A 16070-nucleotide genomic window follows, 5' to 3' on the forward strand; every position below is an offset into this window, starting at 1 on the left:
TTCCGGCGTCGGCTTGCTGCAGGTAGCGGTACGTGGTGCCTATTTTTCCAGGGACAGCGTGATTTCCGCCACGCACGCCGCCTCGGGATGGGCGCGTTGTTCGACGAACCGTCCCTGCAGGCTCGCTTCGACGGCAACGTTGCCGCGCTGGAAGCTGGCGCTGACGCCGTAGTCGGATTCCGCAAACTGCCCGCTGGGCGGCTCCAGGGAGTCGTACTGTTTGGAGAATCCGGCAGCGGCGAGCTTTTCCGCCAATTGGCCGAGCCGCAACGGGCATGCCTGGCCCATGTCGCGATAGCGGTATCCCGGCTCGTCATCCGCAAACACCGGGGCGTCCTCGTGCGAACTGATGGACAGCGCGAGCGACGCCTGTTCTGGCGTGTAGGTCGCTTCGAGCCTTTGCTGAAACGTTGAGCCCGGCGCGTCCACGGATGCGAAGAAGACGCTGCCGACCGGTTGCGGCGGCGAGGGATTCCACGGCTCGGCGCGTGCGGGCGGCAGCACGCCAGGAAAGAAATCGACGTCGAAGCGATCGCACAGATGGGCGAACTTCAAGGCCGCCTCGTCGCCGGCGATCACCTCGTCGAGCACGCCGAGATAGCGTTGGGTCAGGACCTGCGCGGAAACGCCGGCGCCGGACGCGTGATCGGCAGCATGCCGTCGCTGCGGCGTCTCGCAATTGGCTGGCTGGCTCCATTGCTCCATGACGTAGGACGGCGGCGCAGCCCGCGTGAACGCCGGCAGGACCAGGAGCAGCAGCGAGAACGAGCGGATGGCGGCGTGTTTCATCGGGGAGCTTCCTGCGTGCGGACCAGCCAATGATACGAGGCGCTTGCACACCGCCGCATCGGCGCCACTGCTCAGTCGCACAAGCGCCCGGGTCGAACGCGCTGACAACCCAGCGGCATGGCCTCATAACCGCAGGTTTGCATTCCGTGCCGCGCAGGGCGCTATCGTCTCGGCTCCTCTTGCCGAGACCCGCCCATGTCCGACCCGAACTGGAAGCTGGAAACCATCGCCGTACATGGCGGCTACCGCCCCGATCCGACCACGCGCGCGGTGGCGGTGCCGATCTACCAGACCGTGGCCTATGCCTTCGATGACACCCAGCACGGCGCCGACCTGTTCGACCTGAAGGTGCAGGGCAACATCTACAGCCGCATTATGAATCCCACCACCGACGTGCTGGAGCAGCGCATCGCCGCGCTGGAAGGCGGCATCGGCGCGCTGGCGGTGGCCTCCGGGCAGGCCGCGGTGACCTATGCGATCCAGACCATCGCCGAGGCCGGCGACAACATCGTCTCCTCCAGCGCGCTGTACGGCGGCACCTACAACCTGTTCGCGCATACGCTGCCGCTGTCGGGCATCGAAACCCGCTTCGCCGACTACCGCGATCCCGGCGCGTTCGCCGGGCTGATCGACGCGCGCACCAAGGCGATCTTCGTCGAGTCGATCGGCAATCCGCGCGGCAACGTCACCGACCTGGAAGCGGTCGCCGCGATCGCGCATGCGCACGGCGTGCCGCTGATCGTCGACAACACGGTGCCCACGCCGTACCTGCTGCGGCCGATCGACTTCGGCGCCGACATCGTGGTGCATTCGCTGACCAAGTACCTGGGTGGGCACGGCACCAGCCTGGGCGGGGCGATCGTGGACTCGGGCAAGTTCCCGTGGGCGGCGCATGCGCAGCGCTTCCGCCGCCTCAACGAACCGGACGTCAGCTACCACGGCGTGGTCTATACCGAGGCGCTGGGCGAGGCGGCCTACATCGGCCGCGCGCGGGTGGTGCCGTTGCGCAACACCGGCGCGGCGCTGTCGCCGTTCAACGCGTTCCAGATCCTGCAGGGCATCGAGACGCTGCCGCTGCGCATGGACCGGATCAACCAGAACACGCTGGCGGTAGCCCGGCACCTGCAGAGCGAGGCCAAGGTGGAGTGGGTGAACTATGTCGGCTTGCCCGGGCATCCGGAGCATGCGCTGGCGCAGAAATACCTGCGCGGACACGGCTCGGGCGTGCTCACCTTCGGACTGCGCGGCGGCCGCGCCGCTGGTGCGCGCTTCCTCGACGCGCTGCAGCTGTTCACCCGGCTGGTGAACATCGGCGATGCGAAATCGCTGGCCACGCATCCGGCCTCGACTACGCACCGGCAGCTGTCGCCAGAGGAACTGGAACGCAGCGGGGTCAGCGAGGACACGGTGCGGCTGTCGGTCGGCATCGAGCATATCGACGATCTGCTCGCCGACCTGCGGCAGGCGCTGGCGCAGGCCTGATCCCGGCCCGCTCCATGGCGGCAGCGGCGACGTGGACGCCGCCGCCTGGAGGATCGCTCCCGACAGCGTGCACCCGCGCGCGGACAGCCAGGCGAAAGGATCGGCCGCCACGCTAAGGCGTGTCGTCCATCCTCGAGCGGGTCGCGTCGGGGTTTGGCAGGCCGTCGGCGGGCGGTGCGCGGCGTAGCGCCAGACTGGGCGGTCGGGTCGCGCCGCGCGCCGCCAGACGGTGGCCTGCCAAGTCCACGCCGCAGCTCCGTTGTCGGCGCGCTCTGCGCGGGGATGGACGACACGCCCAGATGCCCGGCAGCCGCGCCGGCGTCGTCGTGTCCGCAGGCCAGGAGCCGTCGTCATGTTGTCCATCGCGCATACCTGGTCTGTCGTCGTCGCCGCGGTGGCCGAGCATGCGGTGGCGCCGCTGCTGGCGGCGTTGCACCTGACCGGACTCAGCGACGATCCGCGCGAGATCGCCGCCTCGTTGCTGATCGCGGCCTTGCAGCTGTGCATCATCGGCCTGCTGTTGCGCCCGCTGGAAAGCCTGTGGCCGGCCGAGCGCTGGGAGCATCGGCGCCTGGCCAGGATCGATTTCCACTACACCTGGCTGATGCTGGTCGGCGTGTTCCCGCTGTTCTCGTTGCTGATCCTGACCCCGCTGGCCAATGCGCTGGGCGGTGCCGATGCGAGCGCCGCGTCGGCGCCTGCCTCCGGCCTGCGCCACGCCTGGCCATGGCTGGACCGGCATCCGCTGGCGCTGTTCGCGCTGTACTACCTGACCTACGACTTTACCTACTACTGGATGCACCGCGTGCAGCACTGGCTGCCGTGGTGGTGGGCGATGCACAGCATGCACCACAGCCAGCGCCAGCTCAGTTGCTGGGCCAACGATCGCAGCAACTACCTGGACGGCGCGCTGCAATCGTTCGTGCTGGCCGCGGTGGGCGTGGCGTTCGGCATCGCCGCCGACGAGTTCGCCTGGCTGATGCTGCTCGGCGAACTGGTGCAGAACCTGTCGCACGCCAATGTGCGCTTCGGGTTCGGGCCGGTGCTGGACAAGCTCCTGGTCGATCCGCGCTTCCACCGCCTGCACCACATGCGCGTGGATCCGCAGCGGCCGAACCTGCACAACTGCAATTTCGGCCAGGTGTTCGCATTCTGGGACGTGCTGTTCGGCACCGCGTTGTACGGCGAGCCATTGCGTCCCACCGGGGTCGGCGATCCGATGGTGGACCGCGACAACGAATTGGGCCTGGTCGCGCTGCAACTGGAGGGGTTGAAGCGGTTCTGGGGCGCGGTGCGCCGGCGTGCCGGATGGCGGCCGGGCGAGGTCGCCTTCAGCGAGGACTACGTGCCGATCCCGGTCGAGCACGTTCCGGTCGAGCATGTCGCGGTCGATCGCGCGACGGTGCAGATCGACCGCGTCGCGTCAGCGGGCCGCGTCGCCGATCCTGCGGCTTAGCATTGGCAGACGCTGGACGCGGCCTGTTCGCAGGCCGCATCCACGGCGCATGCGCCGGCCGATCACGATTTCTTCAGACAGCCGCTCATGAAGGTCTTGCGCGCGTCGCCCTGCAGTTTCTGCGTGGCCGCCTTGGCATTGCAGTCCTTCATCCGCTGCTGCGAGGCGTTGCCCGATGCCGGCGCCGCACTGCCGCCGCTGAGGCAGGCTTTCTGCGCGGTCTTGTAGTCGTCGCCTTTCTTGCCCTTGTTCTGCGCCGAGCACTGGGCCATCAGCGATTGCTGCGCGGTCTGCGGCTTGGCCGCGGCGTCGGCCAGCAGCGGCATGGCGCTCACGCTCAGCAGCAGGCACATGGCGAGGGAAATGGAACGGGTCATGGCGGTGTTCCGGTCGGGTGGTGCGCGCATCCTGCGCCCGCGGCGCTGACCGAACCGTGACACTGCTCACGGGCTGGCTGGGGGGGCGGCCCGAACTGGCGCTCGAACCGTCGTAGCCGAGCGCGCCCGCCACGTCGATGAGGCAGCCAGCCGTTCCAGCCTGCGGCAGAGGCGCTGCGGTCATCGGCCGCCGCGCTTCTGCCGCCAAGTCGCAATCAAACCTGCGCGAACCCGCCATCCACGAACACTTCGCTTCCCGTCATGAAGCTGCTCTCGTCCGATGCCAGGAACAACGCGGTCGCCGCTACTTCCTCCGCCCGGCCAATCCGGCCCAACGGCAGCTGCGCGATCATGCCGTCGACGATCGCCTGCTGCTGGCCGGTGCCGGACAGCGCGAGGTCCAGGCCCGGCGTGGAGATCGGCCCGGGCGACAGCACGTTGACGCGAATGCCGGTGCCTTTCAGGTCCAACGCCCAGCTCCTGGCGAAATTGCGCAGCGCGGCCTTGGTGGCGCTGTACACGCTGAATGCCGGGGTGCCCATGGTGCCGGTGGTCGAGCCGGTCAGGATCACCGAACCGCCGGCGCGCATCAGCGGCAACGCCTTTTGCACGGTGAACAGCGTGCCTTTGACGTTGATGCCGAAGGTGCGATCGAAGGAGTCTTCGGTGATCGAGCCGAGCGGCTGGAAGTCGCCCAGCCCCGCATTGGCGAACAGCACGTCGATGCGGCCCTTGTCGGCTTCGACCTGGGCGAAGACGCGGTCCAGATCGTCCAGCTTCGAAATGTCGCCTTGAATGGCGATGGCGTCGGCACCGATCAGGCGCAGTGCCTTGTCCAGTTCGTCCTGCCGGCGTCCCACGATGACGACCTGTGCGCCTTCGGCCGCAAAGCGCACCGCGCTTGCCAGACCGATGCCGCTGTTGCCGCCGGTGACCACTGCGATCTTGCCGTTGAGCCTGCCCATGATGCGCTCCAGAGAATGTCGAGGCGCAACTGTAGATATGGGCTATTCTTTTGAATAGTATGCACCATAAGGTAAGTACCTTCGGAGCGATCGGATCATGGCCAACACCACCTTCAATTGCGGTCTCGAGGCGGCCCTGGCCGTGATCGGTGGCAAGTGGAAGCCGCTGGTTCTCTACAATCTGGCGAAGAACGTGCACCGCTACGGCGAATTGCGCCGCGCCATCGGCGGCGTGACCGACAAGGTGCTGATCCAGCAACTCAAGGAGCTGGAGCGCGACGAAGTGGTTGCGCGCATCGACTTCCAGGAAATCCCGCCCAAGGTCGAGTATTCGCTGACCCCGTTCGGGCAATCCCTGGCGGAAGCGATGGCAGGTCTGTGCGTGTGGGGCACCGAACACATGCAGACGGTCGAGCGCATCAGCCAACGCCGCGCGTCCGTCGTTTCCAAAGCTCGATCCGCTGCCTGATCCTGCGGACCAGCCGTGCAGGGCGGTGGCGTCGGCCGGCCCGGCAGCGCGTGCGACGCCGATGCGCCGCGGCTTCGCTCTCGCCAGCGGCGCCGCTAGCGGAAGAACTGGCTCGGCGGCTGGCCGAACTGGCGCTTGAACATCGCGGTGAACGCGCTGGGGCTGTCGTAGCCGAGTTCGACCGCCACGTCGATGATGCGGTCGCCGGCGGCCAGCCGTTCCAGCCCGCGCAGCAGGCGCAGTTGCTGCCGCCACTGGCCGAAGCTCATCTGCAACTCGCGCCGGCACAGGCGCTGGATGGTCTTGACGTCCACGCCCAGCCGCGCCGCCCAGGCGTGCAGGGTGGTGGTATCGGCGGGGTCGGCATCGAGCGTGGCAGCGATGCGCAGCAGGCGCGGATCGTGCGCTTGCGGCAGGTGCAGCGGCAGCGCCGGCAGGGCATGCAGCTCGTCCAGGATCAGCCGCATCAGGCGCCCGTCGCGCGATTCGGCGGCATGGTCCCAGGGCACGCTGGCGGCGCTGCGGATCAGCGCTTCCAGTAGCGGTTCCACCGCCATGACCGTGGGCTGCGTGGGCATGCCGGCGATCGCGCCGGGGCGGATGTACAGGCTGCGCATCGCCAGCGTGCCGACGCAGCGCACGCTGTGCACGGTGCCGGCCGGCATCCACAGCGCGCGGGTGCTCGGCACCACCCAGTGACCCTGGCCGGAACGCACCACCATCAGCCCGTGCAGCGCATAGACCAACTGGTGGCGCGCATGCCGGTGCGGGGCGATGGCGGTCTCGCTGGGATAGTCGGTGGCCTTGCACACCACGTCGGCGGGCGCATCGTCGATGCTCCGCGCGGGCGGCGGCGCGGCGCCGGCGCTGGCCATGTCCTTTTCTCGACGAGTGGTGGGCATGTTGCGCAGGAAGGTCGAAGCGGGCCAGCCTACCATGCGCGCCGTGCCCCCACTGCCCGGTCCGCCATGTCGAGTTTGCGTCCTGCCGCCGTCCCCGTTCCTGCCGCCGCCGCGCCCCGCCCGGTGGTGACCGGCGTCCTCGCCGCGATCACCTCCTCGCACCTGATCAACGACATGATGCAGTCGCTGATTCTGGCGCTGTACCCGGTGCTGAAAGGCCAGTTCCAGCTCAGCTTCGCCCAGGTCGGGCTGATCACGCTGACCTACCAGCTCACCGCCTCGCTGTTCCAGCCGCTGATCGGCTTGCGCACCGATCGCCGCCCGGCGCCGTACTCGCTGCCGCTGGGCATGACCTCGACCCTGTGCGGCCTGTTGCTGCTGGCGTACGCGCCGAGCTTCGCGATGGTGCTGCTGGCTGCGGCGCTGGTCGGGATCGGCTCGGCGATCTTCCATCCGGAATCCTCGCGCATCGCGCGGTTGGCCTCGGGCGGGCGGCATGGGCTGGCGCAATCGGTGTTCCAGGTCGGCGGCAATACCGGCACCGCGCTGGGGCCGCTGATCGCCGCGGCGGTGATCGTGCCCAACGGCCGCCACAGCGTGGCCTGGTTCGGCGCCGCGGCGCTGCTCGGCATCGCCCTGCTGTCCTACGTCGGCCGCTGGTACGCGCTGCACCTGCAGGCGGTGCGCGCCGCGCCGCGGCCGGTCGCCACGGCGCCGGCACTGCCGCGCAAGACCGTGCTGCGGATCATGGCGATCCTGCTGCTGCTGATCTTCTCCAAGTATTTCTATATCGCCGGGCTGAGCAGCTATTACACGTTCTACCTGATCCAGCGCTTCGGGGTGTCGGTGCAGAGCGCGCAGCTGCACCTGTTCGCGTTCCTGCTGGCCTCGGCGCTGGGCACGCTGATCGGTGGTCCGGTCGGCGACCGGATCGGGCGCAAGCCGGTGATCTGGGTGTCGATCCTGGGCGTGGCGCCGTTCGCGCTGGCGCTGCCGTACGTCGGCCTGCATGCGGCGACCGCGCTGACCGTGCTGATCGGCTTCGTGCTGTCCTCGGCGTTCTCGGCGATCCTGGTGTACGCGCAGGAAATGATGCCCGGCCGCATCGGCACCATCTCCGGGCTGTTCTTCGGCTTCGCCTTCGGCATGGGCGGGCTGGGCGCGGCGGTGCTCGGCTTGCTCGCCGACCGCGAGGGCATCGTGTTCGTGTACCAGGCGATGTCCTATCTGCCGCTGCTGGGCATCGTCGCGGCGCTGCTGCCGAGCCGGCGTCCGCTGCCGGCGCAGGCGCACTAGGCGCAGCCCGCAGCGGGGCGACCGTGCTGGGCGATCGGCGCAAGATCGGGAACGCGCGGCGCCGCGCCGCGCGGCACACTGGCCCGACCTTGCGGAGAGCGGCCATGCACCAGACCCGGATGTCTTCCCAGCAGCGCGGCATCGAACGCGCGCTCGCACACCTGCAGCAGCGCGTGCAGGCGCGCGCGGCCTTGCCCGACCTGGCCGAGCTGGCGGCAGTGGCGCATCAGTCGCCGTTCCACTTCCATCGCGTCTATCGGGCCATGACGGGCGAAACCGTCGGCCGCACCGTGACCCGGCTGCGCCTGCTGCATGCATTGCGGTTGCTCGCCGACACCGCCTCGATCACCGAGATCGCGCTGGCCGTGGGCTACGAGACGCCGCAAGCGCTGGCACGCAGTTTCCGCAATGCGCTCGACGCCAGCCCCAGCCAGCTGCGCGCCGATCCGGCGGCGCTGGCCGCGCGAACGCAGGCGTTGGCGCAGCCGTCGCGGCAGACCGCGGATGCGCCGCCGGCACCGTTGCAGATCGCCGTGCAGACCCTGGCGCCGTTCGAGGTGGTGGTGCTGCGCCGGCGTGGCGCCTTCGATGCGCTGGATGCCGGCTTCGGCCGCCTGTTCGCCTGGGCGCAGCGCGCCGGCGTGGCCGAGCGGCTGCAGGCGCTGGTCGGCATTCCGCTCAGCGACCATCGCGATGTGCCCGCGCGCGCGCACGTATTCGAGTGCGCGATGGGTTTCGACGCCGCGGTGTCGCCGCCGGCGCCGTTCGCGCGGCGCACGCTGGGCGGCGGCGACTACGCGCTGCTGCGCCAGGTCGGCAGCTACGCGCAGCTGGAGGACGCGCTGGATCGGGTATTGGCCGACTGGCTGCCGGACAGCGGCTATGCGTTGCGCGATGCGCCGCTGCACTATCTGTATCTGGACGATCCGGAAGCGGTGGCCGAAGCCGAACTGCGCGCCGACATCTGCGTGCCGGTGCAGCGCGACGCCAGCTAGCCCACCGCGTCCACGAACAGCATCTGCGGCGGCGGGTGCATCAGGAACTGCTGGTGCGAGATGTTCCAGGCATAGGCGCCCGCCAGCGGGAACGCCAGGCAGTCGCCGGGCGCCAGGGCCGCGACCGGTTGCGCGCGCGCCAGCACGTCCTTGGGCGTGCACAGCTGGCCGACCAGGGTCACCCGTGTGCCGCGCAGCACCGGTGGTTGCGTGCCGCGCAGCACCAGGAACGGATGGTCGTGAGCTTGCGCGGCTGGGGTACGGAAGTGATGGGTGCCGCCACGGCCGATGGCGAAAAATTCGCCATGGCTGCGTTTGATGTCGAGCACCTCCATCAGGTACCAGCCGCAGCTCGCGCTGACGTAGCGGCCCGGCTCCAGGCGCAAGCGCAGGCCGTCGCCATGCGTGCGCAGTAGCGCCGGCAGGCCGGCGCAGAATCCGGTCCAGTCGAACGAGGCCGCCGCATCGGCGTAGTTCACGCCGAAGCCGCCGCCGGCGTTCACCGTCAGCGCACCCAGCGCGTAAGCCTGGCGCCAGCCCTGCACGGTCTGCAGGTAGCCGGCGACCAGGCGCAGCTGCGCCTGCGCGTCGCACTGGTGCGACATCAGGTGGAAGTGGAAGCCGGCGAGCTGCAGCGCCGGGGCGTCGCGCAGCAGCTGCATCGCCGCCTCCAGATCCAGTGCATCCAGCCCGAACGGCGAGGGCCGCCCGCCCATCACCAGGCGCGTGTCCTGCATGCCGGGTACGGCGATGTTCATGCGCAGGAACACCGCCACGCGACGTCCGGCCTGCGCGGCGATGCGCGCCAGCCGCTGCAGTTCGCCCAGGCTCTCCACGTGCAGCGTGCATTCGCGCAATGCCACTGCCAGCTGCAGTTCGGTGTCGAGCTTGCCGGGGCCGCCGAACAGCAGCGGCCGCCCCGGCTGGTGGTCGTGCAGCCACTGCAGTTCGCCGCCGGACGCCGCCTCGAAGCCGTCCACCGATGGTGCCAGCGTGCGCAACAGCGGCGGCTCGGCATTGGCCTTGGCCGCGTAGTACAGCTCGCACTCGGCGGGCAGCTGCGCGCGCATCGCTTCGGCATGGCGGCGCAGCGCCGCCAGGTCGTAGACGTAGGCGCACACTGGCCCGTCGGCACGTTCGCGCAACTGCGCCAGCGTCGCCGCCAGCGGCGCCGGATCGATGCGCAGGCTCATGCCGCGGCCTGCCGTTGCGCCGGCATGACGATCGGATTGGGCAGCAGGGTGTAGTCGGCATGGCGGTCGGCGCGTTGCAACAGGCGCAGGCGCAGGTTGTTCTTGGCCGGCAGCGGCGCGCCATCGAGCAGCGCCTGCAGTGCCGGTTGCGGGCCGTGGCGCTGCTGCCAGGCCTGGGCGATGTCGCCGACGATGCGCCACAGCTGCCGCTCGCGGCGGTCGTGGCCGTCGGCCAGATGGAAGATCGCCTCGGCCAGGTTGTTGACCAGCGCGCAGTAGGCGATCCGGTTCCAGCCCTGTTCGGCGCTGTAGTACAGCGACTGCCGCGCGGTTTCGGACATGCCGTGCAGACGCGCGGCCGGCCAGCGCGCCGGCAGCAGCTTGGTGCCTTCCAGGTCGCGGATCCAGACCCGCGCCGGCAAGCCGTCCGCGCAGCCGATCACGGTGTTCTGCAGGTGCGGCTCGAGCACGATGCCGTAGTCGAACCACGCGCTCCAGACGCCGTCCAGCAGCAGCCGCGCATAGGCATGGAACCAGGCCGCGGTGGCCGCATCCAGGCTGCCGTAGCGCCGTGCCAGCGCCTGCAGCGGCGCGGCGCAAGCGGCATCGCCGCGCGCGTCGCGGGTGAACAGCGCGCCGGCCACCTGCGGTTGGAAGCGCAGCCGTTGCGGCGCGGGGATGGCCTGCCGGTAGAGCATGCCGAAGCTTTCGCCGAGGTCGCGGCAGGCGTGCGCATCGCCGCCCAGCGCCGAGAAGTCCAGGTCGGTGGCGGCCGGTTCCAGCAACACCTGGAAGCCCGGCACGCGCTGCGCCAGGTCGCGCCAGGCCGGCGCCAGCAGGCGGGTCAGCGCGACCGCGCTTTCCAGTTCGTACCAGGCGTTCTTGCGCACGCAGTTGGTCAGGCGCACATGCACCGACAGCTTGAGGAAGTAGTCCAGTTCGGCGTGGTAGAGCGTGCGCACCGACGAGGTCGGGCGCAGCGCCAGGCCGCGTTCGCCCAGCGGTTCGATCCAGCCGCGCGCCTGCGCCTGGCGCAGCAGCGGATGCGCGAGCACGCGCTCGGCTTCCCACGGGTGGCACGGATACAGATCCGCTGCACCGCCGGCCTGCGCAAGGGTGGCGCGCACGTTCTGGCCCTGCGCGCGGTACAGGCGCGGATCGATGCGGAACCAGAACAGCGGGAAGCGGCTGCGCGCTTCCGGCGCGCAGGCCAGCACCTGCGCCAGCGGCACGCCTTCGCGGCTCTTCGGCGTCGGGTGCAGCGCGTGTCCCCACAGCATCGATTGCTCGGCATCGATCATCGCCTCGCCGCTGGGTGCGGCGGCGTCGGCGCAGCGCAGCAGCTGTGCGGTCACCGCGATGCTGTTGTCGCTCTGCGCGAGCAGTTCGGCGTTGAACGCTTCGCCGTCGGCCAGTTCCTGCAGCAACAGGCGCACCAGCGCCGTCGCGTCCAGGCAGTGCCATGGCTGTCCGTTGGCTTTCAGGTACGGCGCCGAGTCGAAACGACAGCGGCCAAGCGTGTCGGCCTGGGCCAGGCGGATGCACAACACCGCGCCGGAAGGCAGGTGCAGGCGCAGCCAGCGCTCGCCGGCGCTGGCGATGCCGGGGCGGTCCAGGCCGCGGTAATCGAAGTCGGCCTGGCCGCGGCCGATCGCCACTTCGCGCAGGTAGCAATTGAGCCAGCAGGTGATCGCCTGCGCTTGCGCCAGGCTGTCGTACCACGGGTCGTGCAGCGGTTCATGCGTCGCGAGCGGGGACATGCGCGGTTCTCCGGACGGAAGTGAGCGATAAGGCCGGCGCCAGCGCCAGCAGGGCCGCGGCGGTCGCGGCGAGGAACGGCACGGCCAGGCCGTGGCCTTGCACCAGGACGCCGGCGAGCGCGCCGCCGGCCACGCCGGCGTATTTGCCGAATGCGTCGAAGCGGCCGAACAACTGCCCGGCGGCGTGCGCGCTGGCGATGTCGGCCAGGCTGCGGTTGAGTCCGCGCAGCGCCATCCACATGCCCACGCCGAACAGCAGGCGCGCGGCGATCAGCCATGCCGGCGCATGCAGCAGCGCTTGCAGCAGGCAGGCCAGCGCGAACAGCGCCAGCCCGGCCGGCAGCGGCGAGGCACGGTGTTCGCTGCCGCGCCAGCACGGCAACAGCACCAGGTAGACCAGGTGCGGCAGGCTGTACAGCAGGCCCGCCGCGGCCGCGTTGCCGATGCCCTGCGCCTGCGCGTAGGGCAGGAAATACGGAAACGTCACCACCATCGCGAAGCAGAACAGGAATTGCGTGCTCCACAGCGCCCAGCGCTGGCGGCGGCTGGCGTCGTCGTGCGCATCGCTGGCCGTTGCCGCCGCGGCATGGCGTGGCCGCGGCGGATCGGCGGGCAGTCGCCAGCTCAGCGCGAAGGCGAGCAGCGGCAGCAGCGCCAGATAGCGATACAGCGATTGCGCCGGACCCAGCGCGCTGGCCAGGCCGAGCAGCGCCGGCGCGGTGACCATCGCCAGCCGCGCCGAGAACTGGGTCCAGTCCAGCGCGCGCGCCAGCGGCCCAGTCCGCGCCTGCGTGGTCAGATAGGCATTGGTCGCGGCCAGCGAACCGCCGCAGGCGCCTTGCACCATCAGCCCGGCCACCAGCCAGCCAAGGTCGGGCGCGAAGCCGGCCATCGCGAAGCCCAGCGCCAGGCCCAACTGCGCGCGCAGCAGCGAGCGCTTGCGTCCGTAACGGTCGGCCAGCCGGCCCCAGGCGCTGGCGGTGAGCGCGGTGCACAGCGTCGGCAGCACGTACAGCACGCCGCTCCAGCCGATCGCCGCGCCCGGCGCCAGCTGGTGCAGCACCTGCGGCAGGAACAGCGGCATGCCCAGCGCGGTGAACGCGGCCAGGTAGTGCGCGGCCAGCACCGGGCCGAGCACGCGCTTCATCGCGATGCTCCGTGCGCGAACGCCGCCTGTGCCGGTATCGCGACAGTGGGCATTGCCGCGGCGTCGATCTCCTCGCGCAACAGATTGGGCGCGCTGTCGCCGTAGAACTTGTTGATGTCGGCGGCGCCGGTGATCTGCTTGCCGAGCAGGCTGCCGGCGCTGAGCAGGTACTTCACCGGCAGCCGCGGCGCCGCCAGCAGCGCTTGCGCCGGCGCGGTATCGATGCCTTCGGCCTGCAGCTCGCGCAGCGTGCCGTGCAGGCGCGCGCGCAGTTGCGCGTACAGCGGCGCGCGCAACGCGGGCCGTGCTTCGGCCAGGCCTTCCAGCACCGCCTGCAGGTCCAGTTGCAGGATGATGGTGCAGAACATGCGCGCCAGCGCGGCCTCGTCTTCCACCGCGATGCGCACGTCGCGCGGCGGTCCGAGTTGCGCCAATTCCGGCCGCTGCGCATACAGCCGCGGCAACTTCACCCGCGCCGCATCGTTGTCCTTCAGCAGCAGCCGCGGCGCGCGGCCGGGCGCGTAGATCATCACGCTGTTCTGCTGGTTGGCTTCCAGCGCGATGCCGTAGCGCAGCCACAGCCGCAGGTGCACCTGACACATCAGCGCGAGGTAGGCGTCCCACCACGCGTGCAGGTCGCCGCCATGGAAGCGTTCGGCCAGGTGCAGGGCCAGCGGGCGGCCGTCCGGCAGCGGCGCGCACAGGCCGGCGACCGGCACCAGCGTCGCTTCCGGCAAGGGCGGATAGCGGCGCAGCAGATAGGCCAGGTGGCGCGCCTCGCCGACCTGGCCGGCGTGGGATTCGTCCACGTGCAGGTAACGTTCGTCCAGGGCCGGATCGTGCGCGGCGATGGCGCGCAGCACGCGTTCGAACCAGTGCCCGTCGTACAGCGTGGAGGGCTTGATCAGGCGCAGGTTGAGCGCGCCCAGACTGCGCATCGGCATCGGCAGTTTGAGGTGATGGTCGGGATGGTCCAGCGGGATGACGGTGCGTACTGACAGCGACGGGCGCACCTGCAGCCATGGCTGCGGTGCGGCGATGGCGCCGTCGGGCAGCGCGAAGTCGGCTTCGCCCAGGCGCGCGAAGGTCAACGGGTGCAGCGGCCAGGCGATATGGCTGGTGTCCAGCGCCGGCGCCAGGCCAAGCTGGCTTGGGCGCGGCCAGAACGCCGGCGGCGGCGTGGTCTGCGCCACCGCGGCCGCCGGCAGCGCCAGCCAGCGCAGCGCGAAGCACGGCGCGAACTCGGGCGCATGGTGCGGTAGTTGCGCGTCGTCCAGTCCGACCTTGGCGCGTGCGGTCGGATAGAACGGATGGTCGCGATGGCTGGCCAGCTGTTCGCAGCGGTAGGCGCGTTCGTGCGCATCGGCTGCGTCCAGCGCGGAGGCCAGCAGCGGGCGCTGTTGCGTGTAGGCCTGCCGCGCCAGCGCACGCTGGCGCACGGCGCACTCCGCTTCGTCGGCATAGGCGCGATGCAGGCGCTGCGTGTCCGCGTCCAGCCCGGCGCTCATCCGTGCCAGCCAGGTGGCGGCGCCGGATTCGAAGGCGATGCGCTCGCCATCGCGCAGCAGCCAGCCGTCGCTGCAGGCGCTGAGCTCCTGCAGGTAGCCGCGGCGCTGCAGCGGCAGCCACAGTTCGCCATCGGGCAGGTGCGCGATGCGCCACCACAGCGCGTTCGGCAGTGGCGCCGGCCAGGCCGCCAGCAGCGCCGGCGACGGCGTGGCTGCGGCGCCGCGGCTGACGATGCCGCGCAGGTCTTCGCGCAGGCAGGCGTCGATGATGCGCAGCTCGACGTAGCGGCGGTCGTCGTCGTGATTCATCGCTGGGCTCCTGCGCTGCTCTCGATCCGCCACTGCAGCGGCGCCTCGGCCGCGGCCAGCGCGAGCGGCAGGTCGGATGCGGCGTCGGCGAGCACATCCAGCGCGCCCAGGTAGTCCTTGTTGGAGTGGCTCAGGCGGATGCTGTCGCCGGGTTGCCGCAGGCGTCGGTAGCGCGCTTCCCAGCGTACGTCGTCGCAGGCCTGGTCGTCGCTGGCCATGGCCAGGGTGCCTTCGGCGTCGGCGACGTAGTAGCGCACCAGCGCGTGTGCGCGTTGCGCGCGCAGGGTCGGCAGCGGCTGTCCCAGGTGCAGGCCGAGCACGCTGTCGAACCAGCGTCCGCCGAACATGCGGTCGAGCAGGAATTCGCGGCCGTCGCCGATGCTGCGGTAGTTGATCTCGACCAGCACCGGCCCGTCGGCGGTGAGGATGAATTCGCTGTGGCAGGCGCCGAAACCGATGCCGAACGCCTGCAACTGCGCCAACGCCTGGCGCAGCGCCGGCGTCTCGGCATCGCCGCGCCAGTTGGCTTCGCATTCGACGAAGTGCGGCGGCGCCGATAGGCGCACGTCGAAGCCGCCCAGCGCCTGCAGGCGCTGCCCGTCGCCGAGCGTTTCCACGGTGAACAACGGCCCTTGCAGCACGCTCTCCAGCAACACGCTGCGCTGCGGATGGCGCTGCCAGAAATCGTCCAGATAGGCCAGCAGCGCGGCGGCGTCGGCGCAGTGGCGCACATCCAGGCTGGCCACGCCTTCGCGCGGCTTGGCGATCAACGGCCACGGCGCCTGCGCCGGTAGCGCGGCACCCGGCGCCAGACTGCAGAACCACGGCGCCGGCAGGCCGCGCGCGCGCAGCCGCTGGCGCATCGCGGCCTTGTTCTTGGCGGCATAGCAGATCTGCCAGTCCTTGCCCGGCAGGTCCAGCGCGGCGGCGACCAGCGCGGCGCTGGTCTGCAGATGATCGCTGTTGCTGAACACCGCGCGCGGTTGCACTTGCAGGGTGCTGAGCAGGTCGAGCACGCCGAGCGGATTGAACACGTCGCACTCCAGGATCTGCAACGGCACCGCGGGTGGATGCCGGCGGAAGTGCGCCAGGTGGTCGTGGCGGTGGTCGCTCAGCAGCAGCACCGGCACGCCCAGGCGCTGCGCGGCGGGGACGAAGCCATCGGTCACCGCCGGATGGCAGACGTGGCTCAGGATCAGCAGGGGAGCGTCATGCGGGGTCATGATCGGTTCTCGTTCGGAAGACGGGGATGGACGCACGCGACGGCGCGCGCGGCCGCGATCTGCGGACACGGGGAGCACAAGGCCGCGGCTGCGGCGCCAAAGGGACTGCCTGGCGCACGCATCGGGCGCGCGCTGGGTGCGTGGCGAACGCGGCCGCGTTCGCCTTGAAGGCCCGCGTCTCCCGCGGGCGGCGGCGCGC

At 70.4% G+C, this 16070-nt stretch carries 14 protein-coding genes; 5 read left to right on the top strand and 9 right to left on the bottom strand.

The genetic code is table 11. The features are described from left to right. Window positions 1-39: 39 nt before the first annotated feature. Entirely contained in the window at window positions 40-789 is a 750-nt protein-coding gene (locus HEP74_RS05440; protein ID WP_185815536.1) for a hypothetical protein, read from the bottom strand. A gap of 195 nt (window positions 790-984) precedes the next feature. On the opposite strand from HEP74_RS05440, the gene HEP74_RS05445 reads away from it, so the two are divergent. Both HEP74_RS05445 and HEP74_RS05450 read left to right on the top strand, forming a co-directional pair. Next, window positions 985-2271 carry an O-acetylhomoserine aminocarboxypropyltransferase/cysteine synthase family protein gene (locus tag HEP74_RS05445; protein ID WP_185815537.1) on the top strand — a complete coding sequence of 429 codons (1287 nt, stop codon included), beginning with the start codon at window positions 985-987 and terminating at the stop codon, window positions 2269-2271. Window positions 2272-2623: 352 nt separating this feature from the next. Further along, the gene (locus HEP74_RS05450; RefSeq protein WP_185815538.1) at window positions 2624-3727 is read left to right on the top strand and encodes a sterol desaturase family protein; all 1104 of its coding nucleotides are present in this window, start codon (window positions 2624-2626) and stop codon (window positions 3725-3727) included. Window positions 3728-3789: 62 nt separating this feature from the next. On the opposite strand, the gene HEP74_RS05455 is transcribed toward HEP74_RS05450, so the two are convergent. Next, window positions 3790-4104, bottom strand: coding sequence for a PsiF family protein (locus tag HEP74_RS05455; RefSeq protein WP_185815539.1), 315 nt, complete (start codon window positions 4102-4104; stop codon window positions 3790-3792). A 215-nt stretch (window positions 4105-4319) separates the two neighbouring features. Beyond that, on the bottom strand, window positions 4320-5069 hold the full coding sequence (locus HEP74_RS05460; protein WP_185815540.1) for an SDR family NAD(P)-dependent oxidoreductase: 750 nt from the start codon (window positions 5067-5069) through the stop codon (window positions 4320-4322). A 97-nt stretch (window positions 5070-5166) separates the two neighbouring features. Here HEP74_RS05460 and HEP74_RS05465 point away from each other — a divergent pair, with 97 nt between their 5' ends. After that, window positions 5167-5538, top strand: coding sequence for a winged helix-turn-helix transcriptional regulator (locus tag HEP74_RS05465; protein WP_185815541.1), 372 nt, complete (start codon window positions 5167-5169; stop codon window positions 5536-5538). Between the two features lie 95 nt (window positions 5539-5633). Here the strand turns inward: HEP74_RS05465 and HEP74_RS05470 are convergent, their stop codons facing one another. Then, window positions 5634-6413 carry an AraC family transcriptional regulator gene (locus tag HEP74_RS05470; RefSeq protein ID WP_255427894.1) on the bottom strand — a complete coding sequence of 260 codons (780 nt, stop codon included), beginning with the start codon at window positions 6411-6413 and terminating at the stop codon, window positions 5634-5636. 93 nt (window positions 6414-6506) lie between these two features. Here HEP74_RS05470 and HEP74_RS05475 point away from each other — a divergent pair, with 93 nt between their 5' ends. Continuing rightward, window positions 6507-7736 carry an MFS transporter gene (locus tag HEP74_RS05475; protein ID WP_185815542.1) on the top strand — a complete coding sequence of 410 codons (1230 nt, stop codon included), beginning with the start codon at window positions 6507-6509 and terminating at the stop codon, window positions 7734-7736. A gap of 104 nt (window positions 7737-7840) precedes the next feature. Further along, window positions 7841-8731, top strand: a complete 891-nt coding sequence (locus HEP74_RS05480) for an AraC family transcriptional regulator (RefSeq protein WP_185815543.1) — start codon at window positions 7841-7843, stop codon at window positions 8729-8731. Here the strand turns inward: HEP74_RS05480 and HEP74_RS05485 are convergent. From HEP74_RS05485 to HEP74_RS05505, 5 genes are read right to left on the bottom strand one after another with little or no spacing between them, the layout of a single operon-like run. Then, a complete protein-coding gene (locus tag HEP74_RS05485) occupies window positions 8728-9924 on the bottom strand; it encodes a type III PLP-dependent enzyme (protein WP_185815544.1) in 1197 nt (398 codons plus the stop codon). The genes HEP74_RS05480 and HEP74_RS05485 overlap by 4 nt on opposite strands. After that, the gene (locus HEP74_RS05490) at window positions 9921-11684 is read right to left on the bottom strand and encodes an IucA/IucC family protein (protein ID WP_185815545.1); all 1764 of its coding nucleotides are present in this window, start codon (window positions 11682-11684) and stop codon (window positions 9921-9923) included. Before HEP74_RS05490 ends, HEP74_RS05485 begins: the two co-directional genes overlap by 4 nt. Then, entirely contained in the window at window positions 11662-12831 is a 1170-nt protein-coding gene (locus HEP74_RS05495) for an MFS transporter (protein ID WP_185815546.1), read from the bottom strand. Before HEP74_RS05495 ends, HEP74_RS05490 begins: the two co-directional genes overlap by 23 nt. Beyond that, the gene (locus HEP74_RS05500) at window positions 12828-14648 is read right to left on the bottom strand and encodes an IucA/IucC family protein (RefSeq protein WP_185815547.1); all 1821 of its coding nucleotides are present in this window, start codon (window positions 14646-14648) and stop codon (window positions 12828-12830) included. The genes HEP74_RS05495 and HEP74_RS05500 overlap by 4 nt, the downstream gene beginning before the upstream one ends. Further along, on the bottom strand, window positions 14645-15871 hold the full coding sequence (locus HEP74_RS05505; RefSeq protein ID WP_185815548.1) for an ATP-grasp domain-containing protein: 1227 nt from the start codon (window positions 15869-15871) through the stop codon (window positions 14645-14647). The genes HEP74_RS05500 and HEP74_RS05505 overlap by 4 nt, the downstream gene beginning before the upstream one ends. Window positions 15872-16070: the final 199 nt, after the last annotated feature.

The sequence above is a fragment of the Xanthomonas sp. SS genome (assembly GCF_014236835.1).
GTDB lineage: Bacteria > Pseudomonadota > Gammaproteobacteria > Xanthomonadales > Xanthomonadaceae > Xanthomonas_A.